This is a genomic window from Clostridium cadaveris (genome assembly GCF_020911725.1).
GTDB lineage: Bacteria > Bacillota > Clostridia > Clostridiales > Clostridiaceae > Clostridium_X > Clostridium_X cadaveris.
Genome location: NZ_CP076620.1, coordinates 3,294,810 through 3,310,979, shown reverse-complemented (window position 1 = coordinate 3,310,979; position 16,170 = coordinate 3,294,810). Strand labels below are relative to the sequence as shown.

Annotated in this window: 13 protein-coding genes and 6 tRNA genes; all 19 read left to right on the top strand. The window is 32.8% G+C overall.

Annotated features, from left to right (window positions below):
- The first annotated feature begins 52 nt into the window (after positions 1–52).
- Positions 53–628: an aminoacyl-tRNA hydrolase gene (pth, locus tag KQH81_RS16025; RefSeq protein ID WP_027639671.1), complete on the top strand. Its 576-nt coding sequence runs from the start codon at positions 53–55 to the stop codon at positions 626–628.
- Positions 629–725: 97 nt separating this feature from the next.
- Positions 726–4,244, top strand: coding sequence for a transcription-repair coupling factor (gene mfd, locus KQH81_RS16020; protein ID WP_027639672.1), 3,519 nt, complete (start codon positions 726–728; stop codon positions 4,242–4,244).
- Between the two features lie 129 nt (positions 4,245–4,373).
- Positions 4,374–5,378 (top strand): peptidylprolyl isomerase, encoded by a 1,005-nt coding sequence (locus tag KQH81_RS16015; protein ID WP_074846043.1) that lies wholly within the window; start codon positions 4,374–4,376, stop codon positions 5,376–5,378.
- A 199-nt stretch (positions 5,379–5,577) separates the two neighbouring features.
- The gene (spoVT, locus tag KQH81_RS16010) at positions 5,578–6,135 is read left to right on the top strand and encodes a stage V sporulation protein T (RefSeq protein ID WP_027639674.1); all 558 of its coding nucleotides are present in this window, start codon (positions 5,578–5,580) and stop codon (positions 6,133–6,135) included.
- A gap of 143 nt (positions 6,136–6,278) precedes the next feature.
- Positions 6,279–7,835 carry a putative polysaccharide biosynthesis protein gene (locus KQH81_RS16005; protein ID WP_027639675.1) on the top strand — a complete coding sequence of 519 codons (1,557 nt, stop codon included), beginning with the start codon at positions 6,279–6,281 and terminating at the stop codon, positions 7,833–7,835.
- Positions 7,832–9,280 carry a bifunctional methyltransferase/pyrophosphohydrolase YabN gene (yabN, locus tag KQH81_RS16000; RefSeq protein WP_099336492.1) on the top strand — a complete coding sequence of 483 codons (1,449 nt, stop codon included), beginning with the start codon at positions 7,832–7,834 and terminating at the stop codon, positions 9,278–9,280. The genes KQH81_RS16005 and yabN overlap by 4 nt, the downstream gene beginning before the upstream one ends.
- A gap of 177 nt (positions 9,281–9,457) precedes the next feature.
- The gene (locus KQH81_RS15995) at positions 9,458–9,763 is read left to right on the top strand and encodes an HU family DNA-binding protein (protein WP_267890574.1); all 306 of its coding nucleotides are present in this window, start codon (positions 9,458–9,460) and stop codon (positions 9,761–9,763) included.
- 73 nt (positions 9,764–9,836) lie between these two features.
- On the top strand, positions 9,837–10,100 hold the full coding sequence (locus tag KQH81_RS15990) for an RNA-binding S4 domain-containing protein (RefSeq protein WP_027639678.1): 264 nt from the start codon (positions 9,837–9,839) through the stop codon (positions 10,098–10,100).
- A 59-nt stretch (positions 10,101–10,159) separates the two neighbouring features.
- Entirely contained in the window at positions 10,160–10,453 is a 294-nt protein-coding gene (gene yabP, locus KQH81_RS15985; protein ID WP_027639679.1) for a sporulation protein YabP, read from the top strand.
- 20 nt (positions 10,454–10,473) lie between these two features.
- Positions 10,474–10,860 (top strand): spore cortex biosynthesis protein YabQ, encoded by a 387-nt coding sequence (yabQ, locus tag KQH81_RS15980; protein ID WP_206153173.1) that lies wholly within the window; start codon positions 10,474–10,476, stop codon positions 10,858–10,860.
- Positions 10,861–10,954: 94 nt separating this feature from the next.
- Positions 10,955–11,239, top strand: a complete 285-nt coding sequence (locus KQH81_RS15975; RefSeq protein WP_027639681.1) for an FtsB family cell division protein — start codon at positions 10,955–10,957, stop codon at positions 11,237–11,239.
- A 58-nt stretch (positions 11,240–11,297) separates the two neighbouring features.
- Entirely contained in the window at positions 11,298–11,708 is a 411-nt protein-coding gene (locus KQH81_RS15970) for a S1 domain-containing RNA-binding protein (protein WP_027639682.1), read from the top strand.
- Between the two features lie 163 nt (positions 11,709–11,871).
- Positions 11,872–11,960, top strand: a tRNA-Leu gene (locus KQH81_RS15965).
- 12 nt (positions 11,961–11,972) lie between these two features.
- Positions 11,973–12,048 (top strand) — tRNA-Met (locus KQH81_RS15960).
- A gap of 4 nt (positions 12,049–12,052) precedes the next feature.
- A tRNA-Met gene (locus KQH81_RS15955) sits at positions 12,053–12,129 on the top strand.
- Positions 12,130–12,177: 48 nt separating this feature from the next.
- Positions 12,178–12,266: transfer RNA gene (locus tag KQH81_RS15950), tRNA-Leu, on the top strand.
- A gap of 12 nt (positions 12,267–12,278) precedes the next feature.
- Positions 12,279–12,354, top strand: a tRNA-Met gene (locus KQH81_RS15945).
- A 4-nt stretch (positions 12,355–12,358) separates the two neighbouring features.
- A tRNA-Met gene (locus KQH81_RS15940) sits at positions 12,359–12,435 on the top strand.
- A gap of 276 nt (positions 12,436–12,711) precedes the next feature.
- Positions 12,712–16,044, top strand: coding sequence for a beta strand repeat-containing protein (locus tag KQH81_RS15935; RefSeq protein WP_230028495.1), 3,333 nt, complete (start codon positions 12,712–12,714; stop codon positions 16,042–16,044).
- Positions 16,045–16,170: the final 126 nt, after the last annotated feature.

Below are 16,170 nucleotides of genomic sequence, written 5' to 3'. Positions count from 1 at the left end.
ATAAATGATATAATATAAAGATAAACTTAATAGTTACGCAGGAGGATAATAAATGTATTTAATTGTTGGACTTGGAAATCCCGGAGAAGAATATAGAGGCACAAGACATAATGTGGGATTTGATGCTATAGATATTATTTCAAAAAAGTATAATATTGAGTTAAATAGGGTAAAATTTAAAGGTGTTTATGGAGAAGGTTTCATCGATGGTAAGAAGGTTATGCTTCTTAAACCCACTACATACATGAACTTAAGTGGAGAGAGCATTGGTGAAGTTGCAAATTTTTATAAGATTCCCCATGAAGACATAGTAGTTATATATGACGATATAAGTTTAGACATAGGAAAGCTTAGAATAAGGGTAAAGGGAAGTGCAGGAGGTCATAATGGCATTAAAAGCATAATAAGCTGTCTTGGCGGAGATATGTTCCCAAGAGTAAAGGTTGGAGTTGGAGCTCCAAAGGGGAACCTAGTTTCTCATGTTCTTGGGAAGTTTACGCCAGAAGAAAGAACAATTTTAAATAAAGCCTTAGAGGCATCTTCAGAAGCAGCAATAACAATTATGACAAAAGATACTAATGAAGCTATGAACAAATTTAATGGATTTAATGCAGCTGATACTGAGTAAATATTTAAAATAGAAATCATACTAGAACCTTACAAAATAAGGTTCGTTTTCTCATGTACAAGTTAAAATAGGGATTGAGTAAGGCGGTGATTATAGCATGAGACTTGAGGGGCTGATGAAGCCTTTTAAAACAGACAAAAAATATGAAGAATTAATGTTGCAGATAGAAAGAGAAAAATTTCCTATAGGAATATATGGAGTATCTGAGTCAGCGCGTTCATACATAATAAATGGTATATATGAGGGCATAGACAAGCCTTTATTTATATTTACCAGCAGTGATATGGAAGCTAAAAATCTTTATGAGGATTTAAGTTTTTATATAAGTGAAGTATATTACTTACCATCAAAAGATGTGGTTTTTTATAATATAGATGCTATATCAGGTGATTTAAGATGGGAAAGACTTAAAGTTATTAAAGAGATGGTATCTAAAGGTAAAAAGATAATAGTAACATCTATAGATGTACTTAGTTCAAGATACACACCTATAGAACTTTTTAAAGAGTATACAACCACCCTTAAAGTAGGAAAACAGATAGACCTTATTGAATTGTCTGAAAGATTGGTACAATGCGGATATGAGAGAATGGATATGGTTGATGGAAAAGGTCAATTTTCTATCAGGGGAGGCATATTAGATATATTCCCTACCATATCAGTTTATCCATATAGAATTGAGCTATTTGATGATGAGATAGATTCTATAAGGACATTTAATGTAGAATCTCAGAGGAGTATAGATAAGGTAAAAAGAATAGAAATTTTCCCTGCTAAGGAAGTTATATTAAAGAACCAGGATATTTTAAGAGGATATAATGCAATAGAAGAAGATTATCAAAAATTTATATCTCTAAAAGAAAATAAAAAGAATAAGTCTCTTGTAGATAAGATAAAAAAGATAGTAAAAAGAAATTTAGAAGAACTTAAAGAAATATGCTCCTTTGAAACAATTGAGAGCTATATACCGTATTTTTTTGAAAAAACCTCTACATTTTTTGATTATATAGGGGATAGTTACATAATAATTGATGATATTCAAAGATGTAATGGCAAACTTGAGAGTGTGTACACAGAATTTGAATACAGCTATAGTGCATTCCTTCAGAGAGGAGATATACTGCCAAGACAGGGTGAGTTAATGATTCCTAAAGAAATACTTATGGACACATTAGAACTTGGAAAAGTATTTACTATAGAATCTATAGCTAAAAGCACCAGCATACTGAAACCAAGAGCATTAAACAATTTTTCTCAGATAACTCCAAGTAGTTATCATGGACAGCTTGACCTTCTTATCGAAGATATAAAGGATAAGAAGCAAAATGGGTACAAGACACTTATACTTTCAGGCACAAGACCTAGAGGAGAAAGACTAGTAGATACTCTTAGGGATAGAGGACTAGAAGCCCGTTATAGTGATTCTGTAGATAATATAGGATTTGGAGAGGTTGTAGTAACTTTTGGAAACCTTTTAAAAGGATATGAATATCCTGAATTTAAAATCTGCGTTATATCAGACCAAGAGGTATTTGGGAAAGCAAAAAGAAAGACATCAAAGAGAGCATCTAAACAAAAAGGAACTTCAAAAATTAAGAGCTTTGCGGAACTTAAACCTGGTGATTATGTAGTTCATACAAACCATGGAATAGGTGTATATAAGGGGATAAAACAAATAGAAGTTCAAGGAAAGAAAAGGGATTATTTAGATATAACCTATGACAAAGGTGACCAGCTATATGTTCCTGTAGACCAGCTCGATTTGGTTCAAAAATATATTGGCAGCGAAGGCAAGGCACCAAAGGTAAATAAGCTTGGTGGAAGTGAATGGACAAAAGCAAAAGCAAAGGCTAAAAAGTCAATAAATGAGATAGCTGGAGATTTAGTTAAACTATATGCTTCAAGAGCTGCATTAAAGGGATATAAATTTTCAAAAGATACACCTTGGCAAAGGCAATTTGAAGATGAATTTCCATTCCAAGAGACACCAGATCAGCTTACATCCTTAGAAGAAATAAAAAAGGACATGGAATCTGATAAACCTATGGACAGACTTATATGTGGAGATGTTGGGTATGGCAAAACAGAAGTAGCATTAAGAGCTGCATTTAAAGCGGTCATGGAAGGAAAGCAAGTTGCATTTTTGGTGCCAACAACAATACTTGCTGAGCAGCATTATACAAATATGAAAAAGAGATTTTCGGATTTTCCTATAAGAATAGACATGATAAGCAGATTTAGGACGACAACTCAGCAAAAATCAACTTTAAAGTCTGTGAAAGAAGGAAATATAGACATACTTGTAGGAACTCACAGACTTGTATCAAAAGATATAGAGTTTAAAGATTTAGGACTTTTAATAATAGATGAAGAGCAGAGATTTGGAGTTGCTCAGAAAGAAAAGATAAAGAGTTTAAAGAAAAATATAGATGTAGTAACGTTAAGTGCAACCCCTATTCCAAGAACACTACATATGTCACTTACAGGGGTTAGGGATATAAGTGTAATTGAAACTCCCCCAGAGGAAAGATATCCTATTCAAACCTATGTGGTGGAGTATAATGATCAGCTTATAAAAGATGCAATTTTAAGAGAACTAAATAGAAAGGGGCAAGTGTACTTTGTTTATAATAGAGTAGAGGACATAAAGAACATGGCATCATATCTTCAAAAGCTTGTTCCAGAAGCTAATGTTGGTATAGCACATGGACAGATGACTGAAAGAGAACTAGAAAATGTCATGATGAAATTCATGGATAATGAAATAAATATATTAGTGTGTACAACTATTATAGAGACTGGAATAGATATACAGAATGTTAATACTATTATAATTTATGATTCTGATCGAATGGGATTATCTCAGCTTTACCAGCTTAGAGGAAGGGTTGGAAGATCTGATAGAATAGCCTATGCATATTTTACTTATAGAAAGGATAAAATTCTAACAGAGGTCGCTGAAAAAAGACTTAAGGCTTTGAAGGATTTTACAGAACTTGGATCGGGTTTCAAAATTGCAATGAGAGATTTGGAGATAAGAGGTGCAGGAAATATGATGGGTTCTGCACAGCATGGACATATGGCTACTATAGGTTATGATTTATATTGTAGAATGCTTGAAGACACAATAAAGTTAATAAAGGGTGATATAGAAAAGGAACCTATAGAAACAGTTATGGATGTAAAAGTTGATGCTTATATACCTGATAAATATATTGATGATGAAGTTCAAAAAATTGAAATATATAAGAAAATTGCAGCTATAGGCAGTTTTGATGACCTTATGGACATAAAAGAAGAATTAGAAGACAGGTTCTCAACGATTCCGGATCCTGTATACAACCTTATGAATATAGCGTATATAAGGAGTATGGCTAAGAACTTTGGTATCGAAGAGATCAGGGAGAAAGGTCAGGAAGTTGTATTCCAGTTTGATTCTAGAGATAGTTTTAATGATAAGCTTATGAAAGCAATCATGAAAAAGTATAATAAAAATATAATATTTAAGCTTGGAGAAAAGCCGGCTTTTGGTTTTAAACTTCAGACTATAAATAGAGAAGATATGCTTGGTATATTCAAAAATTTAATGGAATACTTAAAGTCGGAAATTGAGTAAAAAATTGTATTATCAGTAATATGATGATATAATTAAGCTGTTTATAAAAATTTAATTTGAAGAACTATATTAAAAACTTTATAATGAAATAAGTGCTTATAAATTAAAATATGAAGCGGGGGAAGTAAAGTGAAAAATACTAAAAAAATAATAGCTGTAGCTCTTGTAGCAATGCTATCAACAGCTGCTGTAGGATGTAATTTGATAGAAAAGACTCCAGAGGCTATAAACAAAAGCGTAGTTGCAAAAGTAGGTTCAGAAAAAATAACTTATGGAGATTTAGATAAAGAATTAGAATATCTAAAGGAGCAATTTACACAACAATATGGTGAAAACTATATGAAGGATAGTAAGACCAGCGAAGCATTCAATAAGCAAAAGAAGAGTATGCTAGATTCTATGGTTCTTGAAAAGGTATATTTAAAGAAAGCTGATGAATTAGGATTAATTTCTGATGAAGAAGAATTAAATAAGGAAATAGAAACTCAATTTGAAACTATGAAAGCTGCTTTTGGAGATGAAGATAAATTTAAGAGTGCGTTAGAGGATTCTAAGCTTACAGAAGATTCATTAAAAACTGCTATAAAGAACAGCTTAATAGCTAAAAAGGTTGAGAATTATATAATAAAAGATGTTACTGTAGAGGATAGTGACATTGAAGCATATTACAATGAAAATAAGGACAGTAAATTTACAACACATCCAGGTGCTACATTATATCACATACTAGTTGATAGCGAAGATAAGGCAAAAGAAATAAAGACAAAGCTAGATAATGGTGGAGATTTCAAAGCCTTAGCAGCAGAATATGGAACTGATGGAACTAAGGATAAAGGCGGCGAGTTAGGTTTTGTAGAATATACTAATACTAGTTATGATGCAGATTTTATGGCAGCAGCAAGCAAGCTTAAAGAGGGAGAGATATCAGGCCCAGTTAAGACTCAGTTTGGATATCATATAATCAAGGCAACTGATTTAAAAACAGATGCAGTAGTTAAACCTCTAGATGAAGTTAAAGATCAAATAAAAACTTATCTTCTTCAAACTAAACAAAACGAAGCGTATACTAAAACTGTAGATGAGTGGAAAAAAGAATTAAAAGTTGAAATAAATGAAAAAAATTTAAATCAATAAGATTTTAAGAAACGAGATCGTTTATAACGGTCTCGTTTTGTTTGTATAGAAGTTTATAGATAGCAAAGTGGAGAAATATAGATAAAAAAATAAAAAACAAACATATGTGTATAATATTCCATTCCTATACAAATAATATTATTACAGCTAAGAAGCTTATAAATTAGAAGGATTTCATAATATCCAAGGAGGTAAAATAATGAAAGCTACAGGCATAGTAAGAAGAATAGATGATCTTGGAAGAGTAGTTATACCAAAAGAAATAAGAAGAACTTTAAGAATCAGAGAAGGAGATCCTTTAGAGATTTTTACTGATAGAGAAGGAGGAGTTATACTAAAGAAATATTCTCCAATCGGCGAGCTTTCTGATTTCTCAAGAGAATATGCTGAGTCATTACAACAATCAATTGGACATATAGTTTTGATTGCAGATAAAGATGCATTTATATCAGTGAGCGGAGCTCCAAAGAAAGATTATCTAGAAAAGAAAATAAGCGATGATTTAGAAAAAGTAATGGATGATAGAAAAGCTATTATATTAGGAGAAGGAGGAAGTAGTAAGAGTATATCTCTTTATAGTGAAGAAGAAATTGCAGAAAAGTATTCAACTCAAGTAATAGCTCCTATAATAGCAGAAGGCGATGCTATTGGTGCAGTAGCAATCATATCCAAACAATCAGGGGAGAAGTTTGGAGAATTAGAATTGAAACTAGCAGAAACAGCATCAGCCTTCTTAGGAAAACAAATGGAACAATAAATGGCAGCATGCTGCCATTTATTTTTTCTTTTAAAATTATTGACATAAATATTAAATATATACCCTCCAAATAAAATTTAGTAATAATACATCAAATTTTAAAATAGAAATACTAATAGTATTATAGAAGAGGAGAAGGGTATATGAAAAAACAATCTTTGCTTAAGGGAACATTAATACTTGGGGCTGCTGGAATAATAGCAAAGTTCTTAGGACTTTTTTTTAGATGGCCGCTGATAATGCTCATAGGTGACGAAGGAATCGGGTATTACCAAATGTCATATCCTTTATATATGTTTTTTATAGGTATAGCATCAGGAGGACCGGTAGCTATATCAAAGCTAGTTTCTGAAAGAAATGCTATGAATGATAAAGAAGGTATAGGAAAGATATTAAAGTCATCTTTAATATTTATGGGCATGCTTGGAGTGGGAGGTACATTGTGTCTCTTATTATTAGCGAAACCTATAATAGGATTTTTAAAATGGGATCCTAAGGCTTACTATTCAATCATAGGAATAGCATTTGCACCTATGTTCATATCTATAGTCAGCTGCTACAGGGGATTCTTTCAAGGACTTCAAAACATGAATCCTACGGCTAAATCTCAAATAATAGAACAAATAGGAAGAGTAATAGTAGGAGTAGGATTAGCTTATTTACTTTTGCCAAATGGAATTGAATTTTCAGCAGGAGGGGGAGCCTTCGGAGCTGCTGCAGGAGGAATATTAGCCTGCATATACTTAACAAAAATGTTTAATAAAGAAAGACGTAGGTTATTTCCTAGAGGATATAAGTTTAAAAGTGACGTTGGAGTGATGGGCAAGCTTATTTATACAGCTATACCAATTTCATTAGGGGCAACTGTAGGAACTATAATGTCTCTTATTGACTCTTTACTAGTTCCACAAAAACTTTTAAGTGCAGGCTTTACTCATAAAGAAGCTACCATGCTATTTGGTCAGCTCTCAGGAAAGGCATCAGTGGTAGTAAATATTCCGTTAACTATATCTATAGCATTAGGAGCATCCCTTGTTCCTATAATATCAGAAGCGTTTATCCTAAGAAGAAAACAAGAAGTATTTGAGAAAATATCTTTGTCATTTAAGCTGTCATTTGCAATAGGGTTGCCATCAGTGTTAGGATTATATGCTTTAGCAAACCCTATAATGAACATGCTTTTCCCTGGACATGCAGATGGGTATGAGATATTAAAGTATTTATCATTTTCTATATTATTTATAATTTTAGCTCAGACTACAACATCAATACTACAAGGTACTGGTCATATCTACAGACCGGTTTTAAATCTTTTTATAGGATGTATAGTAAAAATAGTTCTAACATGGTTTTTGGTGCCTGTCAAATCACTTAATATATATGGAGCTGTAATTGCAACAGTTTCTGCTTATATTGTTGCAGCAATGCTTAATTATAGTTTTATGAAGAAGAAGCTTCAAGTTAAGGTGAATCTAAATGATGTTCTTATAAAACCAGCTTTTGCAAGCCTTGTTATGATAATTGGGGTCATAGCATCTTTCACATTTTTAAGGAATAATTATGTAGGAAGTAGCCTTGCTTGCTTGATATCTATATTTTTAGGTATTATTATATATGTAGTGCTTATTATAATTTTAGGCGTTTTTAGCTATAATTATATAAAAGAGAAACTTTTTAGAAATAAGGAGAAAACTTCATGATAAAAATACTTGGTTTAGGACCAGGTTCTCCTGAAGCTTTGACTTTGGGGACCATAAATATATTAAGGGATTCCTCTAAAAAATATTTTAGAACAGAAAAGCATCCAACCATAGATTATATAAAAGAAATGGGCATTGAATACAGTACTTATGACTTTGCCTATGAAAAGTTTGATAGCTTTGATGAAGTTTACAATTTCATAGCAGAAGATATAATCGAGAAAGCAAAGAGAGAAGAAGTTATATATGCTGTGCCAGGACACCCACTTGTAGCAGAAAAATCTGTAAAACTTATCATAGATAAATGCATTGAAAACGAGATAGAGTATAAAGTTTATCCAGCAGTGAGTTTTGTTGATGTTATGATGGAGACTCTAGCTGTAGACCCTGTAGATGGACTTAAGATAATAGATGCATTTGATATGAATTATCAGACCTTAGACAAGAGATGTGGTCTTATAATAACTCAAGTTTATGATAAATATATAGCATCGGAAGTAAAATTAAAATTAGGTGAATATTATAATGATGATATGGATATATATTTTGTTAGGGCAGCAGGTGTAAAGGAAATTGAATCTATACGAAAGATAAAGATATATGAGATAGATAGACAGGAAGATATAGATTATCTCACATCACTATACATACCTAAAGATGAGAATGCTACAGTTGACTTTAATGATCTTTTGAATATTACATCTATCCTTAGAGGGCCTGATGGGTGTCCATGGGATAGAGAACAAGATTTAGATTCTCTAAAAAGATATATTATTGATGAATGCTATGAAGTCATAGAGGCTATAAAAGATAAAGATGATGATGCTATAGCAGAAGAACTTGGAGATTTGTTATTCCAAATAGTATTTATAGCAGATATAGAAAAAGATGAAGGATTCTTTTCTATGAAGAATGTTATAGAAGGAATATGCAAAAAGATGGTTGATAGACATCCTCATGTATTTGGAGAAGACGACATAGATTCAACTGAAAAAGTTCTTGAGAAATGGGATGATATAAAGAAGAAGGAAAAAGAATACACTTCATACACAGAAGAGCTTAAGCATATTGCCAAATCATTACCTGCTCTTATGAGAGCGGAAGAAGTACAAAAGAAGGCTGCTAAAGTTGGTTTCGACTGGGATAATGTTGATGATGCTATGAAAAAGGTTGACGAAGAACTTTTTGAATTAAAAGAGGTATATAAAGGTAAAGAGGTGGCAAGAATATTAGAAGAACTAGGGGATTTGATTTTTGCTATAGTAAATGTTGCTAGATTTCTTAAGATTAACCCAGAAGAAGCTCTTACAAATACTACCGAAAAATTTATTAAAAGATTTGCTTACATAGAAGAAAATGCGGTATCTTTAAATAAAGATATTAGGCACATGACTCTAGAAGAAATGGATGAACTATGGAATAAAGCAAAAAAACTAGGAAAATAACTAATTTGAGAAGGATTTTTAAAATATATGCAGAATATAATTTAAATGAAACTTATCTCATGTTAAAAGTTATATATATGACATTTACTTGTAGACTATACACGCAAATAGATATATAATATGATAATGTGAGTTAATGAAAATAAAAAATGAGGGAGTTATATATATAATTCCTATATATACTCTAATTTTAAGGAGGAAAAACAAGTGAACAAGGCAGATTTAATTTCAAGAATGGCAGACAAAAGCGAGTTAAACAAGAAACAAACAGAGGCAGCTCTTAAAGCCTTCGTAGAAAGTGTTGAAGAAGCTTTAGAAAGCGGAGATAAAGTACAATTAGTTGGATTTGGAACTTTTGAAACAAGAGAAAGAGCAGAAAGAACTGGAAGAAATCCAAAGACTGGAGAAGAAATAAAGATTGCTGCATCTACAATGCCAGTATTCAAAGCAGGAAAAGAGTTCAAGGATAGAGTAAACAAATAATTTCTATCTATTTTAACCCGGGGGGAACCCTCGGGTTTTTGTTATATAAAGTTAAAGAAGGGAGAGATTTTATATGCGTTTGGATAAATATTTAAAAGTTTCTAGAATAATAAAGAGAAGAACAGTAGCAAAAGAGGCATGTGACAGCGGAAGAGTATCTATAAATGGAAAAGTTGCAAAAGCAGGAACAGATGTTAAGGAACAGGATATAATAGAAATAGCTTTTGCAAATAAATATATTAAAGCAAGAATATTAAATATAGCTGAGCACGTAAGAAAAGATGATGCTAAAGATATGTATGAGATACTTGAAGGCGAAGAAGATAAAGAAGAGTAATATATAAAGGTATTCTTTCATATACTGTATTGAAGTATGTTTGGAGGAATAGTTTTTATATGGAAGGAAAAAAAGAAGTAAAAATAGATGAGAAGAAGGGTAATTTAACATTAGAAAATAGAAAAAAGTTATCTATCACTGGAGTTGTAGAAGTAATAAGTTTTGATGATGAAAAAATTATATTGAATACAAATCATGGTGGACTTCATATAAAAGGTGAAGGGTTAAAGATGAATAAACTAGATGTCCAAAACGGTGAAGTGATTATAGTAGGAACGGTGAACTCATGCGTATATACAGGAGCAAATGAAAAGGTTGATAATAGATCAATATTAAAAAGGCTGTTTAAGTAGGTGATGATATGGTTTTAACTATGACATTACAAGTAAAAATAGTTATATTTAGTATATTAGCAGGGGTACTGACCGGTATCATGTTTGATTTATATAGATTATATAGAGGTTTTACAACTTCTAAAATAGTAATGATAATTGAGGATATATTGTTTTGGATTTTAGCAACAATAGTTGTGTTTATATTCCTACTTAACACAAACTATGCTTTCGTAAGTGCTTATGTATATATATCTATAGGTATGGGGATACTTTTGTATCTAAGACTATTTAGTAAAATTTTGAGAAAGTTTTATTATAAGACATTTAGAAGTATATATAAGGGGATAAGGGTTATAGGGAAGCAGATATCTTATCCCTTTAAGTTATTGTTTTATAATAGGGATTACCAGAAAAAAGATATATAATGATGAAAAATAACTTGAATAAAGTCTGAATAGAATTTACAATATAATTATAATAGATTTATTATAAAATAATCTCTTTTGGTGGGGGATTAAGATGAGAGAGAAATTTACTTTAAAGAAGTTAGTATTAACATTAGTTATTTTATATGCTATAGTTAGTGTTATTGCTCAACAAATAAAGATTACTAAGATTAATCAAGAGATTACAGCGCAAGAAAAACAATTAGAAGAGCTTAAGGATAAGAATGCACAATTGCAGGAAGAAGTAGAATTTTCAAAGACTGATGCTTATCTTGAAAGAATGACTAGAGAAAGACTTGGTTATATAAAGCCGGGAGAAGTGCCTGTACTCAATGATGATAGTTTAAAATCACCATAATTCAAGTCAAAAAATAAAATAATATATTATTAATATTTTAAGGAGGAGTCTTTTTAATATGACCTTAAAGGCAGGAAACATTTTAGAGGGAACAGTAGTTAACATTACCAATTTTGGAGCTTTTATAGAAATCGAAGGAAAGACTGGGCTGGTTCATATATCAGAAGTTGCAGACACATTTGTCAAGGATATCAGAGAGTATTTAAAAGAGCAAGATAAGGTAAGGGTAAAAGTCATTTCTATAGATGACAAGGGAAAGATAAGCTTATCAATAAAGCAAGCTAATATAAATAAAAAATCAGCAAGACCTGCTGAAATTGATTGGAGTGCTGAAAAGCCTAAGACTTCTACTAAAAATTTTGAAGATATCATGTCAAAATTTTTAAAGGATAGTGAAGAAAGATTTCAAGATATAAAGAAGCATCAAGAATCACGTGGCAAAAATTATAGTAGAAAAAGTATAGGCTAATATTATGGCTCTAAGCATTGCTTAGAGCTTTTGTAACATACGCTTTAAAAGTATATCAACAAAACAAATTTTTTTTTACAAAAGTTAAAAAAACATGTTGACACTATAAAAAACATGATATATAATAAAACATGTCGTAAGGCAACAGCAAGATAATAAACATGCTGGAGTGGCGGAACTGGCAGACGCACAGGACTTAAAATCCTGCGGTGCTAAAACACCGTACCGGTTCGATTCCGGTCTTCAGCACCATTATCTTAATATCGCGGAGTGGAGCAGCTGGTAGCTCGTCGGGCTCATAACCCGAAGGTCGTAGGTTCAAGTCCTGCCTCCGCAACCAACATGGCGGAATAGCTCAGCTGGCTAGAGCATTCGGTTCATACCCGAAGTGTCGTAGGTTCAAGTCCTATTTCCGCTACCAATTTTGTTAATAACCTAATAGCTATAGCTAAGTTTATTATATAAACATGCTGGAGTGGCGGAACTGGCAGACGCACAGGACTTAAAATCCTGCGGTGCTAAAACACCGTACCGGTTCGATTCCGGTCTTCAGCACCATTGTTTTAATATCGCGGAGTGGAGCAGCTGGTAGCTCGTCGGGCTCATAACCCGAAGGTCGTAGGTTCAAGTCCTGCCTCCGCAACCAACATGGCGGAATAGCTCAGCTGGCTAGAGCATTCGGTTCATACCCGAAGTGTCGTAGGTTCAAGTCCTATTTCCGCTACCAATTTTGTGTATAGACCTCAATTCTTGAGAAATCAAGTTTTGAGGTTTTTTTATTTTGTAAAGTATTTTAAAAGAAAAATATCTCTGAAACAAAATTCTAATTAGTTATCACAATAATTAATATATACATATAATAATTATTGGTTATAAACGCGTTTAAACTTACTAATTTTATATTAAGAGATTAATATGAAAATCTAAAAAGTTATCAACTTAATCAAAGAAAAATTAAACAATCAACAGTTTATGCTAAATTATTTAGAATGGGGATGTTTTCATGAATACTAAAGAATTTGAAGCTTCAGAAAATTGTTATTGCAATGAGTGCTGCGAAAAAGAACAATGTTCTAGTCGTAAAAGAGAACTTAACTGTGCTTATAGCGTTAGAAATGTATTGAGAGCGATTTTGTATGCGGTAAATCATATACAGATACCAGGCTTTGGAGTGACTGCGGAAATTACAACAGAAAATGGGATGACTTATCCTATAGAGTTTACGAATGGAAATGAAAATCCAATAAGGATAAGTGAAACATCATTGATAAGTAGTACTTTAAATATCTCTATATGTGATATAGCCAAAATTCATATTTTATCTAGTAACTTTGCAGAACCTAAATTTCAAAAATTATTTTTTTTAGCTTTAAATAAATTAATGAGTAATAATAATGGCTGTGGATGTAATAACGGTTGTGAATGTAATAACGGTTGTGGAGAATTTAATGAATCATACTGCATGGGATTTAATAAACAGAAACTATTAAAATGTGATAAAGGGATGCAGCAATATATTAAATGTAATAAGGGTAATATAACTAGTGTAAGTTATGAAGGTGGATTAGAAAAAACAGAATCTATAAATGGAATTTCTAATGTAAATTATGTTGATGTAGTAGGAACGACTTCAATATCTAGCAGTGCTAATTCTGTATTAAACTCTGCTGCATTAATTACAACACCTGCATCTGTAGTTTCATCAGTTATTCCTTCAAATACAACGGTTGTAAATAATGTAGAAGTAAGTGACGTAGACTTAGTATTATCTATAACGTCTGTTCCGGCAACAGTAAGTGCACCTATAAGTGTTACTCCAACAACAGTAGTAACGGGAGTATCTATAGAATCAGAGGATTTAGTAACAGGAATAACTAAGGCTTCTGCAATAGCAAGTGCACCTATAAGTGTTACTCCAACAACAGTAGTAACTGATGTGGACAAAGTTAGTGCACCTATATTGACAGGAATAACAAGTGCCCCAGCGACAGTAAGTGCCCCAATTACAGTAAATCCAACTACAGTGGTTTCTAATGTTACAAAGAATAGTGAAAATGTTTTAACAGGCGTAACAACTACACCAGTAACGGTAAGTGCTCCAATAACTACGACACCAATAACAGTATTGACTAAAGGTGCTGTAGAAAGTGAAGATGTAGTGACAGGGGTAACAAGTACGCTAACAACAGTAAGTGCTCCAATAACAACAACGCCAACTAAGGTAGTTACAGGAATACTTTCCACGAATACAGATGTAGTGACAGGAGTGACAAGCACTCCAGCAACAGTAAGTGCTCCAGTAACAACAACAGCAACTAAGGTGGTTACAGGCGTAACTAATGTAAGTGAAGATGTGGTAACAGGGATAACAAGCACTTCAGCAACAGTAAGTGCCCCAATAACAACAACACCAACAACAGTTGTCAATGGGGTAACTACTGCAAGTGAAAATGTATTGACAGGGATAACAAGCACTTCAGCAACAGTAAGTGCTCCAATAACAACAACACCAACAACAGTGGTAACAAGTGTTACACCAGCATCAACTGAAGTGGTAACAGAAATAACAAGTACCCCAGCAACGGTAAGTGGACCCATAACAACAACACCAACAACAGTTGTAACAAATGTCAATGAAGTAAATTTAACTAATGGTGCTATGACAGGAGTAACAACAACACCAGCAACAGTAGTGGAATCCTTAAATGTAACGACTGGTGCTGCAGTAACTTCTTTTACAAATCCTAAAACAATAAGTGGAGTTGTATCTGGTTTAACAGCGGTTAATAGTGTAACACCAATTTCGGCTCAGATACCATCAATAACATGTGAAAGTACGGGGCAATTACAGATAGTAGTACCAGCTGGAACTATAGATCCAGCAAAAAATTGGCCTGAACATGATGTAAATTTCAATGTTGTAGTAAATGGAAAACCTGTTGTTTTTAACGGAAATAATTTAAATTTTGTATTACCAACAGCTGGTAATATACTTGGAGATGTAACAGGGACTCCGACTGTTAGTGAAGTGAGTGATTTGGGAACGCCAGTTACTTCAAATTTTGTAGAAACAGCTACTGGAAATTCTGGAGAAGTGGTTAAGACGATAGCGCCAGTCTTTACTAAAGGAAGCCTTATAGGAAATGTGACAACAGGAACGGTAAATGATCCAGGAACTCCAACAACTGTAAATACAATTGGAACAGTAAGTGGAACAAAAAACTCAATAAATGCATTAGGAACGGTAAAGACAGGAGCTATAAACAATCCTAGCATCCCTACTACCGTAGAAGTAGTAGAAACTGCTACAGGGGTAGAAGGAAAGATTACTTCGGTAGGAAAAGTGACGGTAGGGACAATAAATGCTCCAGAGGTTCCAACAACAATAGATGTAGTAGAAATGGTAAGTGGTGTATCAGGAAAAGTTAATACTGTAGATACAGTTACAACGGGAATAATAAATAATCCGGCTACTCCAACTACATTAAAGGTAGTTGGAAATATAACAGAGACCACTGAACCAGTAACAATAGTAGATAAGGTAACAACAGGAACCATAAATGCTCCAGATATTCCAGCAACAGTAGATGTTGTAGGCAAGGTAACTGGGGATACAGGCAGTATTAATACAGTAACTTCATTAGCAACAGGAACTATAAATAATCCAGATGTTCCTAAGACGGTAAATGCAATAGGAACAGTAACAGCAGTGGAAGGAACAGTTGATACAGTAGGAGAAGTGACGACTTCAAGTATTAATAATCCAAAGACTCCGACAACAGTAGATGTAATAGGATCAGTAACTGGAGTAGAAGGAACTGTTAATACGGTAGGAAATGTAACAACAGGAAACATTAACAATCCGGAAGAGCCAACAAAGATTTCTGTATTGAGTGATATAACACCAGCGACATTACCTGTAAATGTTGTTGAGTCAGTCTTGATGGAGCAAATAAACAATCCTGATGTTCCAACATCGGTTCAGGTAGTAGGAAATATTACAGAAAAAACAGGGTCTATAAAATCTATCAATAGTATAAATAGTATGCCGGCTAATCAGTTGTTTAGTACAACATCAAAGAACGTAGTTGATTCTGCAAATCTTTCTACAACAAGTACCAATGCATTAACCAATGTAACTCTTAATACAACAAGTCAAAATGTTGTAGAAAGTATTGAGACTGAAATTAATACGTTATGTTCACCATGCCAAGAGCCTATTAACGGGAAGGTATTAGCGGCTTCTAAGGGGATTATGTTAGTAGATAATACTAATGGAGATATTACAGTTTATTCTATATGTGATATAGATACCGTTTCAGTAACAAATGACTAATTTTAAATACTAGAATAACTTTAAAAGGTCTGTATGCTTTAAGTTAAGCATGCAGATCTTTTTGCTTTGTAAGTATTATTGCTGCAACATTGAGAGAATGTATGGATTGATTTGTAATAATAAAAG

What these genes read in the sequence shown, in the direction of transcription:
- pth (WP_027639671.1), top strand. Translation starts at nt 53, where the DNA reads ATGTATTTAATTGTTGGACTTGGAAATCCCGGAGAAGAATATAGAGGC.
- mfd (WP_027639672.1), top strand. Translation starts at nt 726, where the DNA reads ATGAGACTTGAGGGGCTGATGAAGCCTTTTAAAACAGACAAAAAATAT.
- spoVT (WP_027639674.1), top strand. Translation starts at nt 5,578, where the DNA reads ATGAAAGCTACAGGCATAGTAAGAAGAATAGATGATCTTGGAAGAGTA.
- KQH81_RS16005 (WP_027639675.1), top strand. Translation starts at nt 6,279, where the DNA reads ATGAAAAAACAATCTTTGCTTAAGGGAACATTAATACTTGGGGCTGCT.
- yabN (WP_099336492.1), top strand. Translation starts at nt 7,832, where the DNA reads ATGATAAAAATACTTGGTTTAGGACCAGGTTCTCCTGAAGCTTTGACT.
- KQH81_RS15990 (WP_027639678.1), top strand. Translation starts at nt 9,837, where the DNA reads ATGCGTTTGGATAAATATTTAAAAGTTTCTAGAATAATAAAGAGAAGA.
- yabP (WP_027639679.1), top strand. Translation starts at nt 10,160, where the DNA reads ATGGAAGGAAAAAAAGAAGTAAAAATAGATGAGAAGAAGGGTAATTTA.
- yabQ (WP_206153173.1), top strand. Translation starts at nt 10,474, where the DNA reads ATGACATTACAAGTAAAAATAGTTATATTTAGTATATTAGCAGGGGTA.
- KQH81_RS15975 (WP_027639681.1), top strand. Translation starts at nt 10,955, where the DNA reads ATGAGAGAGAAATTTACTTTAAAGAAGTTAGTATTAACATTAGTTATT.
- KQH81_RS15970 (WP_027639682.1), top strand. Translation starts at nt 11,298, where the DNA reads ATGACCTTAAAGGCAGGAAACATTTTAGAGGGAACAGTAGTTAACATT.
- KQH81_RS15935 (WP_230028495.1), top strand. Translation starts at nt 12,712, where the DNA reads ATGAATACTAAAGAATTTGAAGCTTCAGAAAATTGTTATTGCAATGAG.